This is a genomic window from Flavobacterium dankookense, assembly GCF_004362665.1.
GTDB lineage: Bacteria > Bacteroidota > Bacteroidia > Flavobacteriales > Flavobacteriaceae > Flavobacterium > Flavobacterium dankookense.
In genome coordinates this window covers 373339-394110 of the sequence record NZ_SNXR01000011.1, presented here as the reverse complement: position 1 = coordinate 394110, position 20772 = coordinate 373339, and the positions used below count along the sequence as shown (strand labels likewise).

Here is a 20772-nt window from a genome sequence, read left to right as displayed (position 1 = left end):
GATTTATAATTAATCTTCGTATTCGTTTGTAATGGCATACCATCCAAAGATAGTTAAACCTGTTACCACCATTGGTAAAAGTATAAAGAAAACAATGATACCAAACACTAAATCTTCTTGTTTATCGGAATATAATTTATTACCAAATATTTGAATGGTATAAAATCCAATGGCAATGGCTACTGCCATCCAAACTATTCCTAAATATTTTTTTAATGCGTTCATAGTTTTATTTTTTAGTCGTGTAGTGTATTAATTTTTCTATCGATGTATATCATTCCGATTACAAAACAGAGTGCTGCAATCCCAATTGGATACCATAATCCTTCGAGGTAATACTCTGGTGTTCCATTGTCTTTAGCACTAGTTACAAAATAAGTTGAGATAGCTGGAAGTAAACCACCAAAGATTCCATTTCCTACGTGATAAGGCAACGACATTGATGTATATCTGATTTTTACGGGGAACATTTCTACAAGGAAAGCTGCGATTGGTCCATAAACCATGGTAACAAAAATCACCTGTATAAATACCATAAAAACTAAAAACCATTTATCCGAACTATTGATTGTCTTAGTTACTTTAGTTTCTATTTTATCCTTTCCCCTATCATCCAGCATTATTTTACCATTTTGAAAATGCAGTGTTTTTATTTCTTCAACTGCTGTTCCATCAGTATATATTTTAGTTGTTGTATAAATAGAATCTAATTTGCCAGCATCAATCTCTTTCAGACTAGGAACAACTTTTGTTTGCTCAACAATTTCTACTTTATTAGCTAAATCTGTAGAATTATACATAGCACGATAAATAGGTCTGTAGAGCAAAATAGCCAACAACATTCCTGTCATCATGATTGATTTTCTACCAATTTTATCGCTCAACCAACCAAAAACTACAAAGAAAGGCGTTCCTAAAATCAATGCAATACCCAATAACATATCCACTTGCGAAGAATCTATATTTTGAACGGTTTTCAAGAAATTCATGGCGTAAAATTGTCCTGTGTACCAAACAACTCCTTGTCCCATCGTTGCTCCAAATAAAGCTAAAAGCACAAACTTTAAATTGTATTTATTTCCAAAACTTTCTTTTAATGGATTAGTCGCTGTTTTACCTTCTGCTTTAGCTTTAGCAAAAACAGGCGATTCATCCATATTTTTTCTAATCAAATAAGAAACATAAACCATCAAGATAGATACCCAAAACGGAACACGCCAACCCCATTCATCAAAGGCTTCTTTAGACAATAGACTTTTAGTGATTAAAATTACCATCAACGAAATAAATAGTCCAACTGTAGCCGTTGTTTGTATCCAAGAAGTCCAATAGCCTTTTTCGCCTTTTGGAGCATGTTCGGCTACGTAAGTTGCTGCACCACCATATTCGCCTCCAAGCGCTAAACCTTGTAATAATCTGAGGATTAAAACCAAAACTGGCGCGGCAAAACCAATGGTTTCATAACTTGGAATACAACCAATAACAAAAGTTGCTCCACCCATTAGCATTAATGTAACCATGAAAGTATATTTTCTACCAATCAAATCGCCAAGCCTTCCAAAAAATAATGCTCCAAATGGTCGAACAACAAAACCAGCAGCAAAAGTGGCTAGCGTTGATAAAAATGCTGCCGTTGGATTATCCGTTGGAAAAAATTTAGTAGAAAGAACAACAGCTAAACTTCCAAAAATGTAAAAGTCATACCATTCAATCATTGTTCCCATTGAGGATGCTGAAATTACTTTCCATATCCCTTTTTTTGATGTTTGACTCATTAGGTATTTGATTTATATTAAACCATAAAAATATCTATTTATATGATATAATGATGTATGATTAAAAAAAAATACACAAGTTATTTACTTATTGGATAAAGTAATTATATTTAAACCTTTTTCAATTATGTTTTTATTCAAATAACAATTAAAAAGAAAAGAGTAATAAAACAGCCTAAAACATGCTTTTCAACTCCATAAACTTTGCCTTATTCTTACCGATAGTATTTCTATTATATTGGTTTGCAACTAAGAAAAATTTACGCCTGCAAAACATTCTACTACTAGTTTCTAGCTACTTTTTTTATGCCTGTTGGGATTGGCGTTTTATGTTCTTATTGATTTTTTCAACTTTATTGGATTATTATACTGGTATAAAAATTCACGAAGCTATAAGCCAGCGAATGAAACTCATTTGGCTTTGGATTAGTATTGGTATCAACCTAGGATTTCTTGGCGTTTTTAAATACTATAACTTTTTTGCCGAGTCGTTTTCTGAAGGTTTATCATTATTAGGATTGAAAGCAAATCTTGGAACTCTCGAAATAATTTTACCTGTTGGAATATCATTTTATACTTTCCATGGATTGTCCTATGTTATTGATATTTATAAAGATAGGATAAAACCTGAAAGAAATATTATTGCCTATTCTGTTTTTGTTAGTTTCTTTCCGCTTCTTGTTGCAGGACCAATTGAAAGAGCGACTCATTTATTACCGCAAATTCTAAAGAAAAGAGAATTTAATTACTCTAAAGCAATTGACGGTCTGCGCCAAATATTGTGGGGTTTATTTAAGAAAATTGTCATTGCCGATAATTGTGCCGAATTTGCTAATATAATTTTCAATAATTCAGAGGAGTATTCAGGAAGTACTTTAGTTCTTGGCGCATTATTTTTTACATTCCAAATTTATTGTGACTTCTCGGGTTACTCTGATATTGCTCTAGGAACTGCTCGATTATTTGGCATTGACCTGCTGAGAAACTTTGCTTTCCCTTATTTTTCTAGAGATATTGCCGAATTTTGGCGACGTTGGCACATATCGTTATCCTCTTGGTTCAAAGATTATTTATATATTCCTCTTGGCGGAAGCAAAGGTGGACTTTGGTTAAAAGTGCGCAACACATTTATTATCTTTATAGTTAGTGGTTTTTGGCATGGTGCTAACTGGACTTTCATTGTTTGGGGATTTCTAAATGCTCTTTTTATAATGCCATCTATTATTTTTAATACCAATAGAAATAACATGGAGATTGTAGCCAAAGGAAAATATTTACCATCAGTTAAAGATTTTTTTGCAATAGCTATTACCTTTAGTTTAACTGTTTTTGCTTGGATATTCTTCCGTGCTACTGATGTTAGCCATGCTTTCAGTTATATTTCTGAAATATTTTCTCAATCGCTGTTTACTATTCCTGATTTTCCGAAAATTGGAAAATCGGTACCTATTATTTTACTTACTATAGCGTTTATAATCATTGAATGGATTGGAAGAGAAGAACAATTTGCCATAGCAAAAATTGGCACAACTTGGTATAAACCTGTACGATGGGCAATGTATTACACCATTATTATAGCTATCTTCTATTTCACAGGTAAAGAACAACAATTTATTTATTTTCAATTTTAATCCATGAAGAAATTTTTATTTCAACTGTTGGTTTTCAGTAGTCCATTGCTAGTTTACTTGGTCTATCCATCTTATGTTTTATGGAAATCTGAAGAAAATTTCCATCAAATTGATGCCACTATTTCAAGCAAAGAAAAATATCTTTTTGGATATAATTATAACGAAAACAACTATGGCTATATCAAATGGAGATACCTCAACGATAACGAAAAAAAAACTGTTTGGGCTTTGGGTTCATCAAGAGTTTTACAATTTAGAGAGAATATGTTTGACAAATCGTTTTACAATGCAGGTTACACCTTAGGCAAGATAAATGATTTTAGACCTTTTTTAAATAGCATTCCTAAATCTAAATATCCCGATTATATGATTATCAATCTTGATCAATGGATGTTTAATGAAGCGTTTGACGATTTAAGAACAAAAGCGTCTTCTACCGTTTGGGAAAAGAGCTTTACGTTTTTTCCAAAAATAGTTCCAACATACAATACAATTTATTCAGAAGCATTCAACAATAGTAAAAATTCAGAAAATACAATTGAAACCGCTAGTCCTTACAGAAAGATTGGAATGAATGCAAAGCGAAATAACACTGGTTTTAGAAATGATGGCAGCATGTTTTATGGCAAACAAATCAAAAATCTAATTGATAAAAATCCTGAGGCTGAAGATTTTAATTATGCTGAAACCTTTATTCGAATTAGAAAAGGAAGTAGTCGTTTTGAATATGGTGATTCTATAAACGAAAGAGCGTTTGTGGAGTTAAACGAATTATTAAAATTCTGCCAAGAAAATAAAATCAAAGTAATTGCTTTCCTTCCACCGTTTGCGGATAAAGTTTACGACAGAATGGAAACCAGTACTAATTATGGTTATCTGAAAAATATGCACAAAAAGATAAAACCCTTCTTTGACAACTATAATTTTGAAGTGTATGATTTTTCAAAAATGTCGTTATGCAATTCTAATGACAATGAAACCATCGATGGTTTTCACGGAAGTGAAACTACCTATCAAAGAATGCTTATTTCAATGCTAAACTCAGGTTCTGTTTTAAATAAAGTTACCTCTTTAGAGCGTTTAAAAACTGATTTAGCCAATAGAAAAAACAACTACGTTGTCTATGATGATGAAAAAACAGATTAAGTTTTTATTATAAAAAAGGTTCTGTCAGCTTGTATTTAAAAGAGAAAAGCACTAAACCTACTTTTGATTTAATTCCATATCGGTCGAATAATGCGGTTCGGTAAACATCAATTGATTTTACAGACAAACCCATTTCTTCCGCCATTTGTTCATAGGTTAGTTCGTTTTCGTTACAAACAAGTTTTAGAAATTGTAATTCCCTTTCGGACATCGTTAAATCAACCTGCTTTATTTCGAGAGTTGATGGGTCTAAATTCCTAACTCGTTTCAGTATTTCGGCAACGTTATAATAACCCACTTTAATGATGCTGTCAATGGCAAATTTTAAATCGTGGGCAGAACAGTTTTTGTGCAAAAATCCTCTTGCGCCATGATGGTAGGCTTGGTTTATTATTTGTTCATCAAAATGTTGGGTTAGCAACAAGACTTTTAGTTGCTCTTGCTTTTGCTCTAACGCTTGGAGCACTTCTACTCCATTCTTGTGTGGCATGGAATAATCCAGAATATAAATATCAGGTGCTGGTGATAGCGGTAATGCGGCAAGAAAATCATCACCGTTGTCAAACTCTTTTATGACTTTGTAGTCTCCAATCTTTTCTAGTAAACCTTTCAATCCTTGTCTTACGATGGCATGGTCATCAATGATGCAAATGGTCGTTTGTTCCATAGTTTTTAGGGTTGGTTTTGAGTTAATGTTATCGTTGTTCCGTGGTTAATTGCTGATTGAATGGTTATATCATACTCTATTAGTTTGGCTCTCGCCTTTAGGTTTTGTAAACCTAATGTTTGTCCTTTTTTAGAAACATCAAAACCTTTTCCGTCGTCGGTTATTTCCATGAAGAAATGGGGTTTTGTTTTAATTTCTATTCTAATGTTCTTCGCTTTCGAATGTTTGAAGGCGTTGTTTATTATCTCTTGAAAGATACGATAAATTACTATTTTTTCATTAGTTGAGAATTTTTTGTTTCCACTATTGTCTAGTTCGAGATGGAACTTCACCAAATCGTTTTTTTGCATTCGTTCGACTTCAGTTTGAATAGCCTTTAGCAAATCTTGTTGCAATAGTAGTTGGTGATTAAGTGAATGACTAATACTTCTAATAGACTGGGATAAATTACTGATAGATTGCGAGATAGGCTCTAATTGTTGTTGCAACTCGGGCGAGTCAAACTTTAGGTTTTCTATCTGAAAGTTAATGTAGGTCAATTGTTGCCCAGCATCGTCGTGAAGGTCTTGCGAGATGTTGTTTAAAACCTGTTCTTGGGTTTCAACAATGGTTTCTGTTAGTGACTTTTGAAAATCAATATCTTTTTGATACAGTTTCTGGGTATAGTTTTTAATTTTAGTAAAATATAATTTGATTAAAACCACAAAAAATAGCAGTAACAAACTGATAAATAGTGTTCCAATGATTATTCCTATTACGATGGTATTCATTTTTTGATTGTTTTTTCTCTGTATATGTAGATGTTTAATAGGGTATAATAAACTAAACAGACAAGATTGATTATAAAATTATAAAGCGTCATACTATTGAAAACAATAGTAGAAGTGATTGATTTGTTTTTAAAGCCAAAGAGCAAACTCATTCCGAAGAAAAAGAGCAATGGTGCGGTTGTTAGTATAAAATTATTCGAAATAAAGAACGGCAGGTTTTCTTTTTCCAGTTGATGGAAACTTTCATAAATAAAAAAGACTACGTAGAAAAAAGCGCCTAGCGTAAAAGTGTAATAATTGTAGCTAGTTGTAGTTTCAATAAAGAAAAAATTCAAGATAGAGAACAAGACAAATATTATCGTGAACAGTGTTAGTGTTTTTTTTGGCGATATATTTTCTCGGAGTACTAATAGCCATAGCAGATGATGAAACACCATACTTATTGAATTTAATATTCGTATTGATATGCCATGATAAATAAGAATAGAATTCGTCAATTCTGTACTGAAACATATTATCAGTATCAAAAGTAAAAATCGGTGCAATCGTGTTTTGAACGATAGACTATAGATAGCAAAAAGCAACGTTATAACTACACTTACTTTTATTGGATTTATATAATCATAAATATTCGCACTCATTGACTGGTATTCTATTGGCTATTTTTGTTTACTTCGGATCGTTAGAATAATCATAATATGCAGTTCCCATATCGTTGTTTACTATTACTATTACTCTATCGTTTGTTGCTATTTTTCCAAATTTGAATTCTATCTCGCTTGTTGGTTTTAATTTGTTTTCGGCGGCTATAACTTTAAAAAACGGAACAGAATAACACGGATAGCTTGTCGTGAAGGTTGGTATTAGTTTTATGCCTGTTATGTTTGTTTTATAAATATCAAAACTCACATAAGCGTTGTAGAAATTTTGGTCTAAGAAAGCATCAAGATCTTCCCATTTGATTTTGAATGGCACACCAGTAGAAAACGTCACATCACTAGCTCTCACCGAATGGTCTTTGAGGATGGCAGCATGCAATGTGTCCTCGCAAACAGCTTTACCATAGTCGCGAAGCCATTGTGCTTTGTCTTCTAGCGACGTTTGTTGGTTATACTTTTTTAGGGTTAAACAATCTGCGGCGGCAGAATCTACTGCTGTGCCATCTTCATCCGACATTGATTGTCCATGCTTTGCTTGATTGCAGGATGACATCGCTACTATCAAAAGTACTAGTGCTAAACATTTTTTCATTGCTATTGGTTTTATTGGTTATTGTTTTGTTTGGCACAAAGTTTAGGGATTTATTTATACCGGTCAATAGGGAAAACCCTAATTCCAATTAGGGTTTTTCCTAATTGGCGTGTTTAGGGCTAATGTAGCACTTTTTTGAATGCAACGTGCTTATTTTCAACAAATTTACTCAATTAGGGTTTTTCCTAATACGAATTAGGGTTTTCCCTATTGTGAGGAATTGTGGCTTGCGTAATTTTGGACTATAGAAATTAACGTTGATGGTTTTTCTTTTAAAATTGTGGATTAAAAGAGTTAGTTGGTTTACTCCTCAACGGCAAAAGCTAGTTAGTTTGGTTTTTGGAAATCTTTGTACTAGTTAGAACCCAAGCGTAACAGCTTGGGTTTTTTTCTCTTAAAAAAAATTACTCTAATTACGGAAACCCGTAAAATGGTCTGCTTTATTTATTTTAGGTTTGTAAAAATTACGTAGAAATACGGAGATATAGAATTGTAATTAAATTTATATTTGGAGAGTAGAAATGCGTTAAAGTTGGGAGATTTTGCGGAGTATGTGACACTTCCGAATATAATCAAGTAATTTTATAAACATATTAACGAGATAGCCTTCAGCCTAAAATAAACACATGAGAAATTATGACCATAATAGAGTAGAATTTTACTCAATAGAAGATATGGGTGCTGGTCATCAATTATCTAAAGCTGAGCATATTTTAAAAAATGATCTACTTCAAAACTACACAGACATAAATGATGTAATTGAGTTATATAATATTAAAAAATTCTTTGATTGTGAATTAAGACTTAATAAATGGAGCGATAATGAATTCATTGATTTTAAAAATAAAGTTTCAACTTTTGGTAATATTATAGGAAGATTTTTATCAAAAATTAATGACGATAATATTATAGTTTTCTACAATGACTTACTTGGAGGTTATATTAGTACTTTCTGGGAATTAATAAGTAATCAAGGAGTTTATAAAAAAATAAGTGCTGAAAATTTTTCTTATATCCTCACAATTGATTCTCATTATATACAAAGTATACTAATCCATAAAAAACTAGTCGAACATTTCAAAGCAGTGATAAGAAGTTTTCTTTTAGATTATTCAAAAAGTGCTGAAATAATACTTTCTATTTACGAAATCAAAAATGAATTTAGGAACAAAGAAATGTTTTTACCCAAAAACCTAAATAATACAGACAAAGAAAATATTATCAAAAAATATCTTGATTCTAACTGTAAGAACATAAACTATATTGAAATAATTCAAAATATAAGAAACAGAGTTGATTTTTTTATATCTGATAGAATAAGATTAAAAGCTAAACGCGTATTCCAAGAAGAGACTGATAAAATATTTAAAGACAGAAAAGATGACTCATTTTTAAAATTTGGAGTTTCTGTAAGTTTCAAACGAGACGCAAAAACTGTTAAGGATACCAAAATGAATGATGGAAAAGCAAGTTTTATATATAGTTTTGACTATATAAAGCAAAACAACGACTCTTACATCTTATTTCAAAATTTTCGAATTTTATTTGAATATGTAGATGAACAAAATCGAATTGAACTAATCAGCAAAAAGAATTCTTTGGGTGTTATGGAGAGAGTCATAGGACTAAAATCTCAGAATGAATATTTGATTAGTTTTGGTTTTAAATTTTCAGAAATGGCTTCTCATGCACATATAGTTGCGTATGAACAAGTCTTAAAAAATGAATTAGGTAACACATTAGAGAATATATTGCAAGAAATTTTTACTTCATTTTTTCACGAGAAATACAATTTTGCGAGTAATTCTAGAATATTGATGCCATCGAAAGAAACTACAAGTTTTGAAAAAGTAAGATTACTGGCCCCAGAATTTGAATCAGTTTTGAAACAATATAAACTTTTTATCGAAGATGGATTTATAGACTTCGAGCTATTGCAAATTTCTTCCTCGCCAACTTCTATAAAAGACATTCCAAGTTTAAATGAAAAAAAATATATCTACTTCAACAATGAAAATATAGAGTTCCTTGGATGTTCTAATTTATTTTTTTCAGATCAAACTATGCTTGCGTACGTTAATCCACACAAAGAGAAACATTATAAATGTTTTTTTGATTTATTAGCAAATGAAGATGTAAACATTAAAAACTATGAAGATTATCAAATCCACAATATAAATTATTTGATAGATAAAAAACTTATTAATCTTGACGACTATGGCTACATAAACATTACTAATTTTGAACGAGTACTTATTCTCAAAGATTTATATGATAATGAAGTCGGTGCATATTATCATTATCCAGACAATTTTAAAAATGAATCAGAAAATATGGCTTTTGAAAGTATAGTTAGATTCAGCAGTTCTCTATTTTCGACACCAGAACAAAGTTATTTAAACTATTTTTTAAACAAAAGTGAGTTCACTAATGGGCTAGATTTAAGAAATAGTTATCTACATGGAACACAAGCTAATCCAGAAGAAAATCACAAACATGATTTTGCTTATTTTACATATTTAAAATTACTTGTTTTGGTTCTTTTAAAAATAGAAGATGATTTATATATTGCACAAATTGAAAATGAATTTAAACGGTTGAACGGCTAACTACGGATTAACCCGATAGGGAGGATTTCCAATCCCAACCCACAAACAAAACCCAATAAAAAACATCACCACAAAACCCCAACCTTTGCCAACCTTTAAAACGGTAGCAAAGGTTTTTTTTTGTCTGCAACTTACTCCCACAAGCAGAAAAACCAGCAAAACATTGTTTTGTATAGGTAAAAAAGGCGTTTTATAACTCCTTCATTTTCAATATTGAAAATTAAAAACAATAGTATAAGGCATAACAAACAGTAGTATAAAGCATAACAAACAGTAGTATAAAGCATACCTTAGTTTAGCCTTATACTATACTTTGTTTAGCCTTATACTATACTTTGTTTAGCCTTATGCTCAACTTAGTTTAGCCTTATGCTCAACTTAGTACAGCCTTATACCCAACTTAGTTTAGCCTTATACTCAACTTAGTACAGCCTTTTGCTCAACTTAGTACAGCCTTATGCGCAACTTAGTACAGCCTTATGCGCAACTCAGTTTAGCCTTATGCTCAACTTAGTTTAGCTTTATGCTCAACTTTATTTAGCATTAAACATAAGTAATTACTTTATTTATTACATTTGTAGTAATTAAAGCACAATAAGTTATGATAGATACAAGTAAACGGTACCAAAAAATGCGCGATAACGATCCGAATGACCTTGGAAATTACATCCAATGGCACATTGAACAAAACAAAATCAAGAAAAAAAGTGTGTCGGACTATTTGAACATACAGCCCAATACACTCAACCAATATTTCAAGCAAAAAAGTTTTCAATTCAGCATCTTGTGGCGGATTAGCCTTGCGGTGAAGCACAATTTTTTAATGCAGCTAGGCGAAGAACTCGGCATTGCCTATGAAACCAAAGCAGAAAAAGAACTCAAAGCCCAACTGCTGGAAAAAGAAGCCGAAATCGAAAAACTAAAAACGCAAGTGGAAGTGTATAAAGAGATTTCGGCGGCTAGAGGTTAGAAGTTAGAAGTGATTATAACATCGAATTAGCTCATAAATACTACTATAAAAATCCATTTCACGGGATGTAGTTGAAACTGAAAACATCTTGGAAGAGAAAAGACTTTCACAAAATAATTGAAAATCCAAAAGACAACGCTTTTTTGGTATCCCTGCGAAGGCTTAAAAACAAACAACAATTACTTTTCAATTAGGGTTTTACCTATTCAAAATTAGGGTTTTACCTAATCAACCATTAGGGAAAATCCTAATACGAATTAGGGTTATCCCTATAGGATGGTTTTTTGGGTTGGTGTAGATTTGATATGTCAAACTATAAAACATATCTATTATGAGAACAAAATTATTACTATTGCTGATGCTCTACATCATGAGTTTTATTTCCAATGCTCAGGAAACAAAAATATTAGACAATTTGAGTTATGATAATATTACCTACTTAGTTAATATTAAAACTGATGAAGAAAATAAAAGTTTTGTTTTAGAAGTTTGTAAAAGCTCGACAGAATGTCAAGAAAGTATCACTTTAACTAATTCTATAGATGAAGAAACCTTTATCAAAACACTTGAAATGTTACTTAAAAAGAATTCTCCAAGTATTGAACTTGATAAAGATGATACATTTTATAACAAAGGAGTTAGTATGTACAACAAATTAAGTATTGCTCTGATAAGTAAACCTAAAAGAACATTAGGCATTTTTAAGAAAACAACTAAGCCCAAATTATATAATTTCAATAACACAGATCCAGTAACTATAAATCAAAAAACTTCTGGAATTACCAATACCTATGAAATAATATATAATTTCAAAACAAAAGTATATGATAGAAATCTTTTGAGCCCAAAAAATAACCACCCTGTTGTTTTTAAAATTGATAATATCAATAGAATTGCATATGATATAAAAATTTCTTCAAGGGACTCTACATTAACTAAAGGAGTTGAAGAAAATCAAAATGACAAAACAGCACCCGGAAATACAGAAAAAAAGAATACAATTGAAACTATAGAGGCCGAGTCGATAGCTATTGGAGAAGTTGAAACTAAAAATATTAAATTAAGTCCTGATAATAAACTAAAGTTTAATACTCTTTTAGATATAAAGAAATCACTTTTAGGTCAGCTTAATGATAGTAATATTGAAATTGAAAAAATAAAAAATGAAATCTCTCAGCAAGAAGTAATAATAAAAAATGATACTTCAAGCGATAAAAAAAATTTGACAGACGAATTAGAAAAAAAAACCAAGTCTCTTGATACAGAAGAAAAAAAATTACAACAACTAAAAACTGATTTTTTAAAAAACGAAAGTGAGTTAAAAAATATTGATGAGAAAGTAAAAAAATTCATTGAGTTTGATAAAGAATATCAAAAGTTATATGCTGTATTTAATACTATTTCATCTTCGATAAGAGATATAAATGAAATTATTACAAATAACAATATATTAATTTCAATAGCAAGAAATCCACAAATTTACTCTGTTGATGACTTCAATAAAATAGCTAGAGACTCTATAAGTGATTATACAAGTAATACTAAAATAAATTCTCAAAAAGCGTTGATTTCAAAATATCAAAATAATGTATTGCTATTTAAAGAAACTTATTCAAAACTTAAAAATGATTATGAAATATTATCTGTAATTACTCTTGAAGATTATAAAGCGGCAATTAAATCAATGGATGCAATGAATGATAATGTAAAGAAAAATGATATTGAGTTATCTAAACAAAATCCAAAACAAATAATTGTAAACATGATAACTTGGATACAGTATTTACAAAATCCTGAAACTTATAGAATAACATCGGCACCTATTCAACCAAATAAAGATTTAGTAATTTTTGATATAGATATAAAAACAAAAAAGGGGTTAGACTATAATAACGAGCGGAAATTTAGTTACAAAGAATATACTAAAGGTGGTGTTCGATATGATTTTAGTACTGGTCTAGTTTTAGGATTGGGAATTAATGATTATAGTTTTACAAAACAATTAGATAATACAACTAATCTAGAAAGAATTATTGAAAAGAAAAACACTAACCAATATTTACCTTCAATTGGAGCAATGCTTCATGTTAGTTTGCGAAGTCACAAATTAGTTTCATTTGGTCTTACTGTTGGTGCTTCTATAAGCACAACAGAACTTGATCTAAATTCACTATATCCCGGAATAAGTGTACTTATTGGAAAAACTGAAAAAATAATTATAACAGTTGGTCCTGCTTTAAAAAAAGTGCAATATTTAAAATCGGAGTTTAGTATCAATAAAGATTATCCCGTAGGAACACTGCCTGACAGTTTCGAAACTGAACCAGCATTTAGACAAGGTTGGTTTGTTGGATTAACTTATAACTTAACAAATAATCAAAAAAGTAATTATACAATTGTAAAATAATACCAAACAATTCCCCAACCCAAGCCAAAAGCTTGGGTTTTTTATTAAAAAAAAGAGATTGCAGCCAAGCTACAATCTCTTTCTATAAATGTAAATCTAAAAAAATATTATGCTAAATGCGAACCTAAATCGTTGTTCATGCTTCTAACTGCATCAGCACTTTTAGCAAACAACGCTTTTTCAGCATCATTTAAATTAATGTCAACGATTTGTTCTACTCCATTTTTACCGATGATACATGGAACACCGATACAAATATCGCTTTGACCATATTCACCTTCTAAATAAACCGAACAAGGAATCATTTTCTTTTGGTCGTTCAAGATAGCATCTACCAAATAGGAAACACTTGCTCCTGGCGCATACCAAGCCGAAGTTCCTAACAATCCTGTTAAAGTTGCTCCACCAACCATAGTATCAGCAGCTACTTTTGCTAATGCATCTTCTGATAAAAATTGAGAAACTGGAACACCATTATAAGAAGCCAATCTCGTCAATGGAATCATTGTTGTATCACCATGACCACCAATTACCATTCCTGAAATATCATTTGCAGGTTTGTCTAAGGCTAATGACAAATACGTTTTGAAACGTGAACTGTCTAAAGTTCCACCCATTCCAATAATTCTATTTTTAGGCAATCCTAATGATTTGAATGCCAAATAAGTCATTGTATCCATAGGATTTGATACAATCACAAAAATAGCGTTTGGAGAATGTTGCAATAAATTTTCAGCAACCGATTTTACAATTCCAGCGTTGATACCAATTAGTTCTTCACGCGTCATTCCTGGCTTTCTTGGAATTCCTGATGTAATAACAACCACATCACTTCCAGCCGTTTTTGTATAATCGTTTGTGCTTCCAACAACTTTAGTATTAAATCCTAAAGTGGTTTGCGTTTGCGTAATATCTAACGCTTTTCCTTCTGCAAAACCTTCTCTAATATCTACCAACACAATTTCGCTGGCAATTCTTCTATAAGCAATAGCATCAGCACAAGTGGCTCCAACGTTTCCTGCTCCTACAATTGTAACTTTCATTTTTATAATATTTGTTGTTTGTTTTATTTTTTGGGCAGCAATTCACGCTATCCGCTATATCTTTTTTGCTTGTTCTCGATACTTGCTTCGCCAACTCGAACTGACGCAAAAAAGGATGTCGCTGCTATCGTGGCTGCTTAAGCGTCAATATTAGCATAAACCGCATTCTTCTCGATAAACTCTCTACGTGGTGGAACTTCATCACCCATCAACATTGAGAAAACTCTATCGGCTTCAGCTAAACTATCAATAGTAACTTGACGTAAAGTTCTAAAGTTTGGATCCATCGTAGTTTCCCACAATTGCTCCGCGTTCATTTCTCCAAGACCTTTATAACGTTGAATTCCTGCGCTTCCACCCATTCTTTCGTTGGCAGCATCGCGTTGGTCATCGTTCCAAGCGTATTCTTTTTTGTTTCCTTTTTTAACTAAATATAATGGTGGTGCAGCAATATAAACGTGTCCACCTTCAATTAATTCTTTCATAAAACGGAAGAAGAACGTTAAAATCAAAGTAGAAATGTGACTACCATCGACATCGGCATCACACATAATAATTACTTTATGGTAACGAAGTTTTTCTAAATTCAATGCTTTAGAATCTTCTTCTGTTCCAATAGTAACGCCTAATGCGGTGAATATATTTCGGATTTCTTCGTTTTCAAATACTTTGTGGTGCATTGCTTTTTCTACGTTCAAAATCTTACCACGCAAAGGTAAAATCGCTTGAAAGTTTCTATCACGACCTTGTTTTGCTGTTCCACCAGCCGAATCTCCCTCGACAAGATATACTTCACATTTTGCTGGATCTTGTTCTGAACAATCAGACAATTTCCCTGGTAAACCACCACCGCCAAGAACGGTTTTACGTTGCACCATTTCACGCGCTTTTTTAGCTGCATGACGTGCTTGAGCTGCAAGGATTACTTTTTGAACAATGATTTTAGCATCATTTGGATTTTCCTCCAAATAATTTTCTAACATTTCTGCAACAGCTTGTGAAACTGGAGAAACTACTTCTCTATTTCCAAGTTTAGTTTTTGTTTGTCCTTCAAACTGTGGTTCTTGCACTTTTACCGAAATAATGGCTGTCAATCCTTCACGGAAATCATCACCAGAAATTTCGAATTTTAATTTTTCTAATAATCCTGAAGCATCTGCATATTTTTTCAACGTACGTGTTAATCCCATACGGAAACCTTGCAAGTGCGTTCCACCTTCGTGTGTATTGATGTTATTCACATAAGAGAAAATGTTTTCAGCATAACTTTCGTTATAAATCAACGCTACCTCAACAGGAATTTCTCCTTTTTCATTTTCCATGCTAATAACATGGCTAATGATTGGAATACGGTTTCCATCAAGAAAACGAACGAATTCTTTCAATCCTTCTTTTGAATGGAAAACTTCTCCTTCAAAATCGCCGTTTTCTTTTTTATGTCTTCTATCAGTTAATGTAATAGTAATTCCTTTATTCAAGAACGAAAGCTCACGCATACGACCAGCTAAAGTATCATAAGAATACTCTAAAGTCTGTGTAAAAATTGTAGCGTCTGGTTTGAAAGTTACCGTTGTACCTCTTTTGTCTGTTTCGCCAATTTGCTTAACAGGATACATTGATTTTCCTTTTTCATATTCTTGTTCATATACTTTTCCATCGCGAAAAACGGTAGCACGCAAATGATCAGAAAGTGCGTTCACACATGAAACACCTACTCCGTGCAAACCTCCGGAAACTTTGTATGAATCTTTATCAAATTTACCTCCAGCACCAATTTTAGTCATTACAACTTCCAATGCTGACACGCCTTCTTTTTTGTGCATGTCAACTGGAATTCCACGACCATTATCTTCAACGGTTACTGAATTATCTTCGTTTATAATTACGCTAATGGTATCACAATGTCCAGCTAATGCTTCATCAATTGAGTTATCTACAACTTCATAAACTAAGTGATGCAAACCTCTAACTCCAGTATCGCCAATATACATGGAAGGACGCATTCTTACGTGCTCCATTCCTTCTAACGCCTGAATACTATCGGCTGAATAATTGTTCTTTTTAATCTCGTCGCTCATATTATTTTATCGTAAAAATTGTATTTTTTGTCTAACACGCAAATATATAAAAACACATAGGATTTCTTCTTAAAAATAGCTTCTAAAACGTTTAAGTTATTAACATTTTGACTAGGATTTCAACAAAAAACGTCCGCCAAAAAATGACGAACGTTTTTAACAAACAAACTAAACTTCAATCTAAACCAATCCTTTCGAATTGACTTATTACTTTTGCTATTCTACTTCAACAGCTTTATTTTTTACATAAGCATCGTCGTGAACATTTGCCACTGCTCTACCCGATGGATCATTCATATTTTTAAAGGCTTCATCCCATTCTAGAGCGATTTTTGTACTACAAGCCACACTGGCTTCTTGTGGAACACAAAGTGCCGCTGTATCGCTTGGAAAATGCTCTGTAAAAAGTGAACGATAATAATATTCTTCCTTTGATGTTGGTGTTTGAATTGGGAACTTGTATTTCGCATTCGCTAATTGCTCATCCGAAATTTCTTTTCCAACCATTTCTTTTAAAGTATCAATCCAAGAATAACCAACACCATCACTAAATTGTTCTTTTTGGCGCCAAGCCACACTAGCTGGCAACATATCTTCAAATGCTTTTCGCAACACCCATTTCTCCATGCGTTCACCATTTATCATTTTGTCTTGCGGGTTAATGCGCATGGCAACATCCATAAACTCTTTGTCTAAAAATGGAACTCTACCTTCAATTCCCCATGCGGCAAGACTTTTATTGGCTCGTAAACAATCATACATATGTAATTTGCTTAGTTTACGAACTGTTTCTTCATGAAATTCTCTAGCATTTGGTGCTTTATGAAAATACAAATAACCACCAAACAATTCGTCTGAACCTTCACCAGAAAGTACCATTTTTATTCCCATTGATTTGATAACTCGCGCCATTAAATACATTGGAGTTGAAGCTCTAATGGTTGTCACATCATACGTTTCTAAATTGTAAATTACATCGCGAACTGCATCTAAACCTTCTTGAATAGTAAATTTTATTTCATGATGAATAGTTCCTAAATGATCGGCTACTTTTTGAGCAGCTGCTAAATCAGGTGAGCCTTCTAAACCAACTGCAAACGAATGCAATTGTGGATACCAAGCATCAACAGTATCGCCTGATTCTATTCTTTTTTGCGCATATTTTTTGGCTACAGCCGAAGTAATTGACGAGTCTAATCCACCTGAAAGTAAAACGCCATAAGGAACGTCGCTCATCAACTGACGGTGCACAGCTGCTTCTAGTGCTTTTTTAATTTCATCAATGCTGGTTTGATTATCTTTTACAGCATCATATTCTGTCCATTCTCTCTTGTACCATTGCACAAATTCGCCGTCTTTGCTTGACAAATAATGGCCTGGAGGAAACAACTCTATTTTAGTGCAATATCCTTCTAACGCTTTCAATTCGGAAGCTACATAAAAAGTTCCGTGTTCATCCCAACCGATATATAAAGGAATAATTCCCATGTGATCTCGTGCGACAAAGTATTCGTCTTTCTCAACATCATAAATAGCAAAGCCGAAAATTCCATTCATTTCGTCAATAAAATGAACTCCTTTTTCTTTGTAAAGAGCTAAAATTACTTCGCAATCACTTTCGGTTTGAAATTGGTATTTACCTTCAAATTGTTTGCGTAATTCTCTGTGATTGTATATTTCGCCATTGGCAGCTAAAACCAATTGTTTGTCTTGACTAAACAAAGGTTGTTTTCCCGAAGCTGGATCAACAATAGCTAATCGTTCGTGAGCCAAAATAGCTTTATCGTTACTAAAAATACCACTCCAATCTGGTCCGCGATGACGGATGATTTTTGACATTTCTAATACTTGAGGTCTAATTGTTTCTGATTTTTGCTTTAAATCAAAGGCGCATACTATTCCGCACATTTTATTCTAGTTTATAAAGTTTAAAAAAGTTTAAGAGTTTATAAGTTTTTAAAAGCCACACTCTTAATTTGATAAAGCAAAATTGAGGCAACACTTCAAATATTAAAACTAATGCAGAATAATTAGTTATAAATTGTAACTAAAAATAATAAATATTGGAAATAATGAAACTAAAACAAATGAAAAAAGTGAACTTCAGTTAGAAAATGTTATTCGACACTCTCAATTTTATATTGTTTTCCATTTACTTCCGCTGAAAAACCAGTTGAATTTCCCATTAATTGACTTCCTAATGGAGATTGTGGAGATAGCGCAAAAATAGTTTTTCCATCCAGTGTAATTTTTGGCAAAGCCGTAGAAATAAAAAGTAACATTCCATTTGTTTGTACTAAACTGCCCAAAGCTACTTTATGATGTGTTGAAGAAACATCAATTCTATCAAGAATGTTTTTTTGGTCTAAAACTTCTTTGAGTTTGTGATTGAGTTTTTCTTGTTCTATGTGCATCATTGATAATGCAGTTTCGTGCTTGTCGCCAGCCGAACCTTTAGCATCGTTTTGAGCATCGATTGTAAGTCCTGAAATCATGTCTTGAAAAACATCAATTCGGTCTTGAACAAGTTGTTTGTAGTAATTTAGAATTTGTTGTTTCATAAAAGACGAAAAGATGATAGACGAAGATATAATAAATGTTTTCTGTTATTCAAAATTGTCTATTCTCATTTCGTCTATCATCTATTATCTATGTTTAAAAGTCAAATTTATAACTTGCTCCTGCCATTACTTGAATTCCTTGTACTGGGAAATATAACCAACGTTGGTAATCTTGATTAGCCAAGTTATTTCCTTTCAAGAAAAACGTCAATCGCTCGTTGTGTTTGTAACCAATATGGGCATTTAAATCAAAATAGCTTTTTAAAGTGAAATTCTGAAAACCTTCTGGTTGAGAAGCATCTGCAAATTGTTCCTCTCTTTCACCTACGAAGAAAAATTTCAATCCTGCATACCATTTTGGCGTTATTGTTACATCCAATGTTGAAGCAACATTTAATTCAGGTAAATTCCAAGCATCCTTCTCTACATCGGTTGAAAAACTATTGAATGTACCATTAATTCCGAAAGAGACGTTTTTAGAAAAATCAGCTTTTAATTCACCGAAGAAACCAATTGTTTTCAAGTGATCATACACTACTCCAAATGAATTTCCAAAAATGTAACCATCAGTACTAGCATTAGTCGTAGTTAGACCATTACTTTTGAAAAGTGCTTTGTTTTGTTCATTTAAATAAGAAGCGCGAACATTATAGCTAACTGAATTGGCGAGCTTACCTTTTAATCCAAGATAGATATCATACTTTTGATCGGTTGGAGCAATTCCTAGAGTTGGCGAAACAAAAAAGTTTTGATCTACAAATTCTTTATATGAATTTTGTTTTAATGAACCTTCAATTCCAGCGTAAGCAATCATCAAATCACCAACTACTTTATAAGAACCTGTTATTTGTGGGTAGATAAAAAACTTACTTTCACCAGATTCTTGTGCTGCACTATAGAAAAATCCAACACCAGCATTTAGAGATAAATCGTCTTTATTGATAGCAATACTAGGTTGTACTCCAAAATTTGTAAATCCATAATCAATTTGATTTAAACCAGAAAAATCTTTTTCAAATGAACCACTGATATAATCTACAATTAAATCTACATTGATTTTTTCTTCAATAATATCAAATTGAAATGACGGTTTTAAGACAAAACGGTTTTCGGCAGAACCAAAAGCATCCCAAAAACGATTGAATTTAATACTGCTTTCTTTTACAAACGAATCGCCAAGACTTAACCTTCCGCCAAGGTAAAGATTGTGATAGGTTTGTTGTTCGTCAATTGCATTAATTATAGCTTGGTCAAAATAATTTGGACGAATTCCATACCAATTATATACCTGGTGTTGATAACCTGCATCGGCATTCCAAGATAAAGTACGCGTTCTACTTCCATAGGTTAAATCGAGCGCAGTATTGAATAATTTATCATCCAAAACAACCTCTTTAATTCCACCTTGAGATGAATTATGACGAAGCATTCCGCCAAAATAATCGGTATTACTGATATTTTCGGTAACAAATAATTCCGCATTTACTGTTCCATAATTCCCAGCAGCTAAAGTCAAATAATTACTAAATATTTTCTCTTGAGCAGATTTATCTACATTGGCAGCTTTTCCTTTAGAAGGCGTGAATGTTGAAGCTACAGGAAAAGAAAAAATATTGTATTGAATATTTTCTTTTTTTGAAGTTTCTTCGTCTTCTAATGTTGGTGTTTCTTTCACTTTGAAAGCATCAGAAATTGTTGGTGTATATGGTTTTACCACATTTACTACTTCAGTTCCGATGTTTTCGTCTTTTTTCTGAGCAAAAATTATTTGAGAAAATAGACAAAGAGAAAATAGACAAAGAGATGATAGACGACTATTTGAAAATAGACGAATTGATGGATATATGTTTACTATAAAATTCAT

General features: G+C 32.2%; 15 protein-coding genes. 5 read left to right on the top strand and 10 right to left on the bottom strand.

Annotated features, from left to right (window positions below):
• Positions 1–9: 9 nt before the first annotated feature.
• Positions 10–225 carry a DUF6814 family protein gene (locus BC748_RS02995; RefSeq protein WP_133531975.1) on the bottom strand — a complete coding sequence of 72 codons (216 nt, stop codon included), beginning with the start codon at positions 223–225 and terminating at the stop codon, positions 10–12.
• An 11-nt stretch (positions 226–236) separates the two neighbouring features.
• Entirely contained in the window at positions 237–1775 is a 1539-nt protein-coding gene (locus BC748_RS02990; protein ID WP_133531974.1) for an MFS transporter, read from the bottom strand.
• A gap of 182 nt (positions 1776–1957) precedes the next feature.
• Between BC748_RS02990 and BC748_RS02985 the strand changes: the two genes are divergently transcribed.
• Positions 1958–3406: an MBOAT family O-acyltransferase gene (locus BC748_RS02985; protein WP_133531973.1), complete on the top strand. Its 1449-nt coding sequence runs from the start codon at positions 1958–1960 to the stop codon at positions 3404–3406.
• 3 nt (positions 3407–3409) lie between these two features.
• Positions 3410–4552 (top strand): hypothetical protein, encoded by a 1143-nt coding sequence (locus tag BC748_RS02980; RefSeq protein WP_133531972.1) that lies wholly within the window; start codon positions 3410–3412, stop codon positions 4550–4552.
• Positions 4553–4559: 7 nt separating this feature from the next.
• Here BC748_RS02980 and BC748_RS02975 read toward each other — a convergent pair whose 3' ends face one another.
• The 3 genes from BC748_RS02975 to BC748_RS02965 all read right to left on the bottom strand — a co-directional run bounded on the left by BC748_RS02975 (position 4560) and on the right by BC748_RS02965 (position 7240).
• Positions 4560–5219, bottom strand: coding sequence for a response regulator (locus tag BC748_RS02975; protein WP_133531971.1), 660 nt, complete (start codon positions 5217–5219; stop codon positions 4560–4562).
• Positions 5220–5224: 5 nt separating this feature from the next.
• The gene (locus BC748_RS02970) at positions 5225–5989 is read right to left on the bottom strand and encodes a sensor histidine kinase (RefSeq protein ID WP_133531970.1); all 765 of its coding nucleotides are present in this window, start codon (positions 5987–5989) and stop codon (positions 5225–5227) included.
• Positions 5990–6658: 669 nt separating this feature from the next.
• Positions 6659–7240 (bottom strand): hypothetical protein, encoded by a 582-nt coding sequence (locus BC748_RS02965; protein WP_133531969.1) that lies wholly within the window; start codon positions 7238–7240, stop codon positions 6659–6661.
• Between the two features lie 626 nt (positions 7241–7866).
• Between BC748_RS02965 and BC748_RS02960 the strand changes: the two genes are divergently transcribed.
• The 3 genes from BC748_RS02960 (at position 7867) to BC748_RS02950 (ending at position 13226) form a co-directional block, all read left to right on the top strand.
• Positions 7867–9849 carry a hypothetical protein gene (locus tag BC748_RS02960; protein ID WP_133531968.1) on the top strand — a complete coding sequence of 661 codons (1983 nt, stop codon included), beginning with the start codon at positions 7867–7869 and terminating at the stop codon, positions 9847–9849.
• A 631-nt stretch (positions 9850–10480) separates the two neighbouring features.
• Positions 10481–10819 (top strand): transcriptional regulator, encoded by a 339-nt coding sequence (locus BC748_RS02955; protein WP_133531967.1) that lies wholly within the window; start codon positions 10481–10483, stop codon positions 10817–10819.
• 331 nt (positions 10820–11150) lie between these two features.
• Positions 11151–13226, top strand: coding sequence for a hypothetical protein (locus BC748_RS02950; RefSeq protein WP_133531966.1), 2076 nt, complete (start codon positions 11151–11153; stop codon positions 13224–13226).
• A 107-nt stretch (positions 13227–13333) separates the two neighbouring features.
• Here BC748_RS02950 and mdh read toward each other — a convergent pair whose 3' ends face one another.
• From mdh to BC748_RS02925, 5 genes are all read right to left on the bottom strand, one after another.
• Positions 13334–14269: a malate dehydrogenase gene (mdh, locus tag BC748_RS02945; RefSeq protein ID WP_133531965.1), complete on the bottom strand. Its 936-nt coding sequence runs from the start codon at positions 14267–14269 to the stop codon at positions 13334–13336.
• 137 nt (positions 14270–14406) lie between these two features.
• Entirely contained in the window at positions 14407–16347 is a 1941-nt protein-coding gene (gene gyrB / locus BC748_RS02940) for a DNA topoisomerase (ATP-hydrolyzing) subunit B (protein WP_133531964.1), read from the bottom strand.
• Positions 16348–16563: 216 nt separating this feature from the next.
• Complete coding sequence (gene asnB / locus BC748_RS02935; RefSeq protein ID WP_133531963.1) at positions 16564–18255, bottom strand: asparagine synthase B; 1692 nt, start codon at positions 18253–18255, stop codon at positions 16564–16566.
• A gap of 209 nt (positions 18256–18464) precedes the next feature.
• Positions 18465–18908 (bottom strand): hypothetical protein, encoded by a 444-nt coding sequence (locus BC748_RS02930; protein ID WP_133531962.1) that lies wholly within the window; start codon positions 18906–18908, stop codon positions 18465–18467.
• Between the two features lie 94 nt (positions 18909–19002).
• Complete coding sequence (locus BC748_RS02925; RefSeq protein ID WP_162846393.1) at positions 19003–20772, bottom strand: TonB-dependent receptor; 1770 nt, start codon at positions 20770–20772, stop codon at positions 19003–19005.

Coding starts and splice junctions, on each gene's coding strand:
- BC748_RS02995 (WP_133531975.1), bottom strand. CDS start 225: ATGAACGCATTAAAAAAATATTTAGGAATAGTTTGGATGGCAGTAGCC.
- BC748_RS02990 (WP_133531974.1), bottom strand. CDS start 1,775: ATGAGTCAAACATCAAAAAAAGGGATATGGAAAGTAATTTCAGCATCC.
- BC748_RS02985 (WP_133531973.1), top strand. CDS start 1,958: ATGCTTTTCAACTCCATAAACTTTGCCTTATTCTTACCGATAGTATTT.
- BC748_RS02980 (WP_133531972.1), top strand. CDS start 3,410: ATGAAGAAATTTTTATTTCAACTGTTGGTTTTCAGTAGTCCATTGCTA.
- BC748_RS02975 (WP_133531971.1), bottom strand. CDS start 5,219: ATGGAACAAACGACCATTTGCATCATTGATGACCATGCCATCGTAAGA.
- BC748_RS02970 (WP_133531970.1), bottom strand. CDS start 5,989: ATGAATACCATCGTAATAGGAATAATCATTGGAACACTATTTATCAGT.
- BC748_RS02965 (WP_133531969.1), bottom strand. CDS start 7,240: ATGAAAAAATGTTTAGCACTAGTACTTTTGATAGTAGCGATGTCATCC.
- BC748_RS02960 (WP_133531968.1), top strand. CDS start 7,867: ATGAGAAATTATGACCATAATAGAGTAGAATTTTACTCAATAGAAGAT.
- BC748_RS02955 (WP_133531967.1), top strand. CDS start 10,481: ATGCGCGATAACGATCCGAATGACCTTGGAAATTACATCCAATGGCAC.
- BC748_RS02950 (WP_133531966.1), top strand. CDS start 11,151: ATGAGAACAAAATTATTACTATTGCTGATGCTCTACATCATGAGTTTT.
- mdh (WP_133531965.1), bottom strand. CDS start 14,269: ATGAAAGTTACAATTGTAGGAGCAGGAAACGTTGGAGCCACTTGTGCT.
- gyrB (WP_133531964.1), bottom strand. CDS start 16,347: ATGAGCGACGAGATTAAAAAGAACAATTATTCAGCCGATAGTATTCAG.
- asnB (WP_133531963.1), bottom strand. CDS start 18,255: ATGTGCGGAATAGTATGCGCCTTTGATTTAAAGCAAAAATCAGAAACA.
- BC748_RS02930 (WP_133531962.1), bottom strand. CDS start 18,908: ATGAAACAACAAATTCTAAATTACTACAAACAACTTGTTCAAGACCGA.
- BC748_RS02925 (WP_162846393.1), bottom strand. CDS start 20,772: ATGAATTTTATAGTAAACATATATCCATCAATTCGTCTATTTTCAAAT.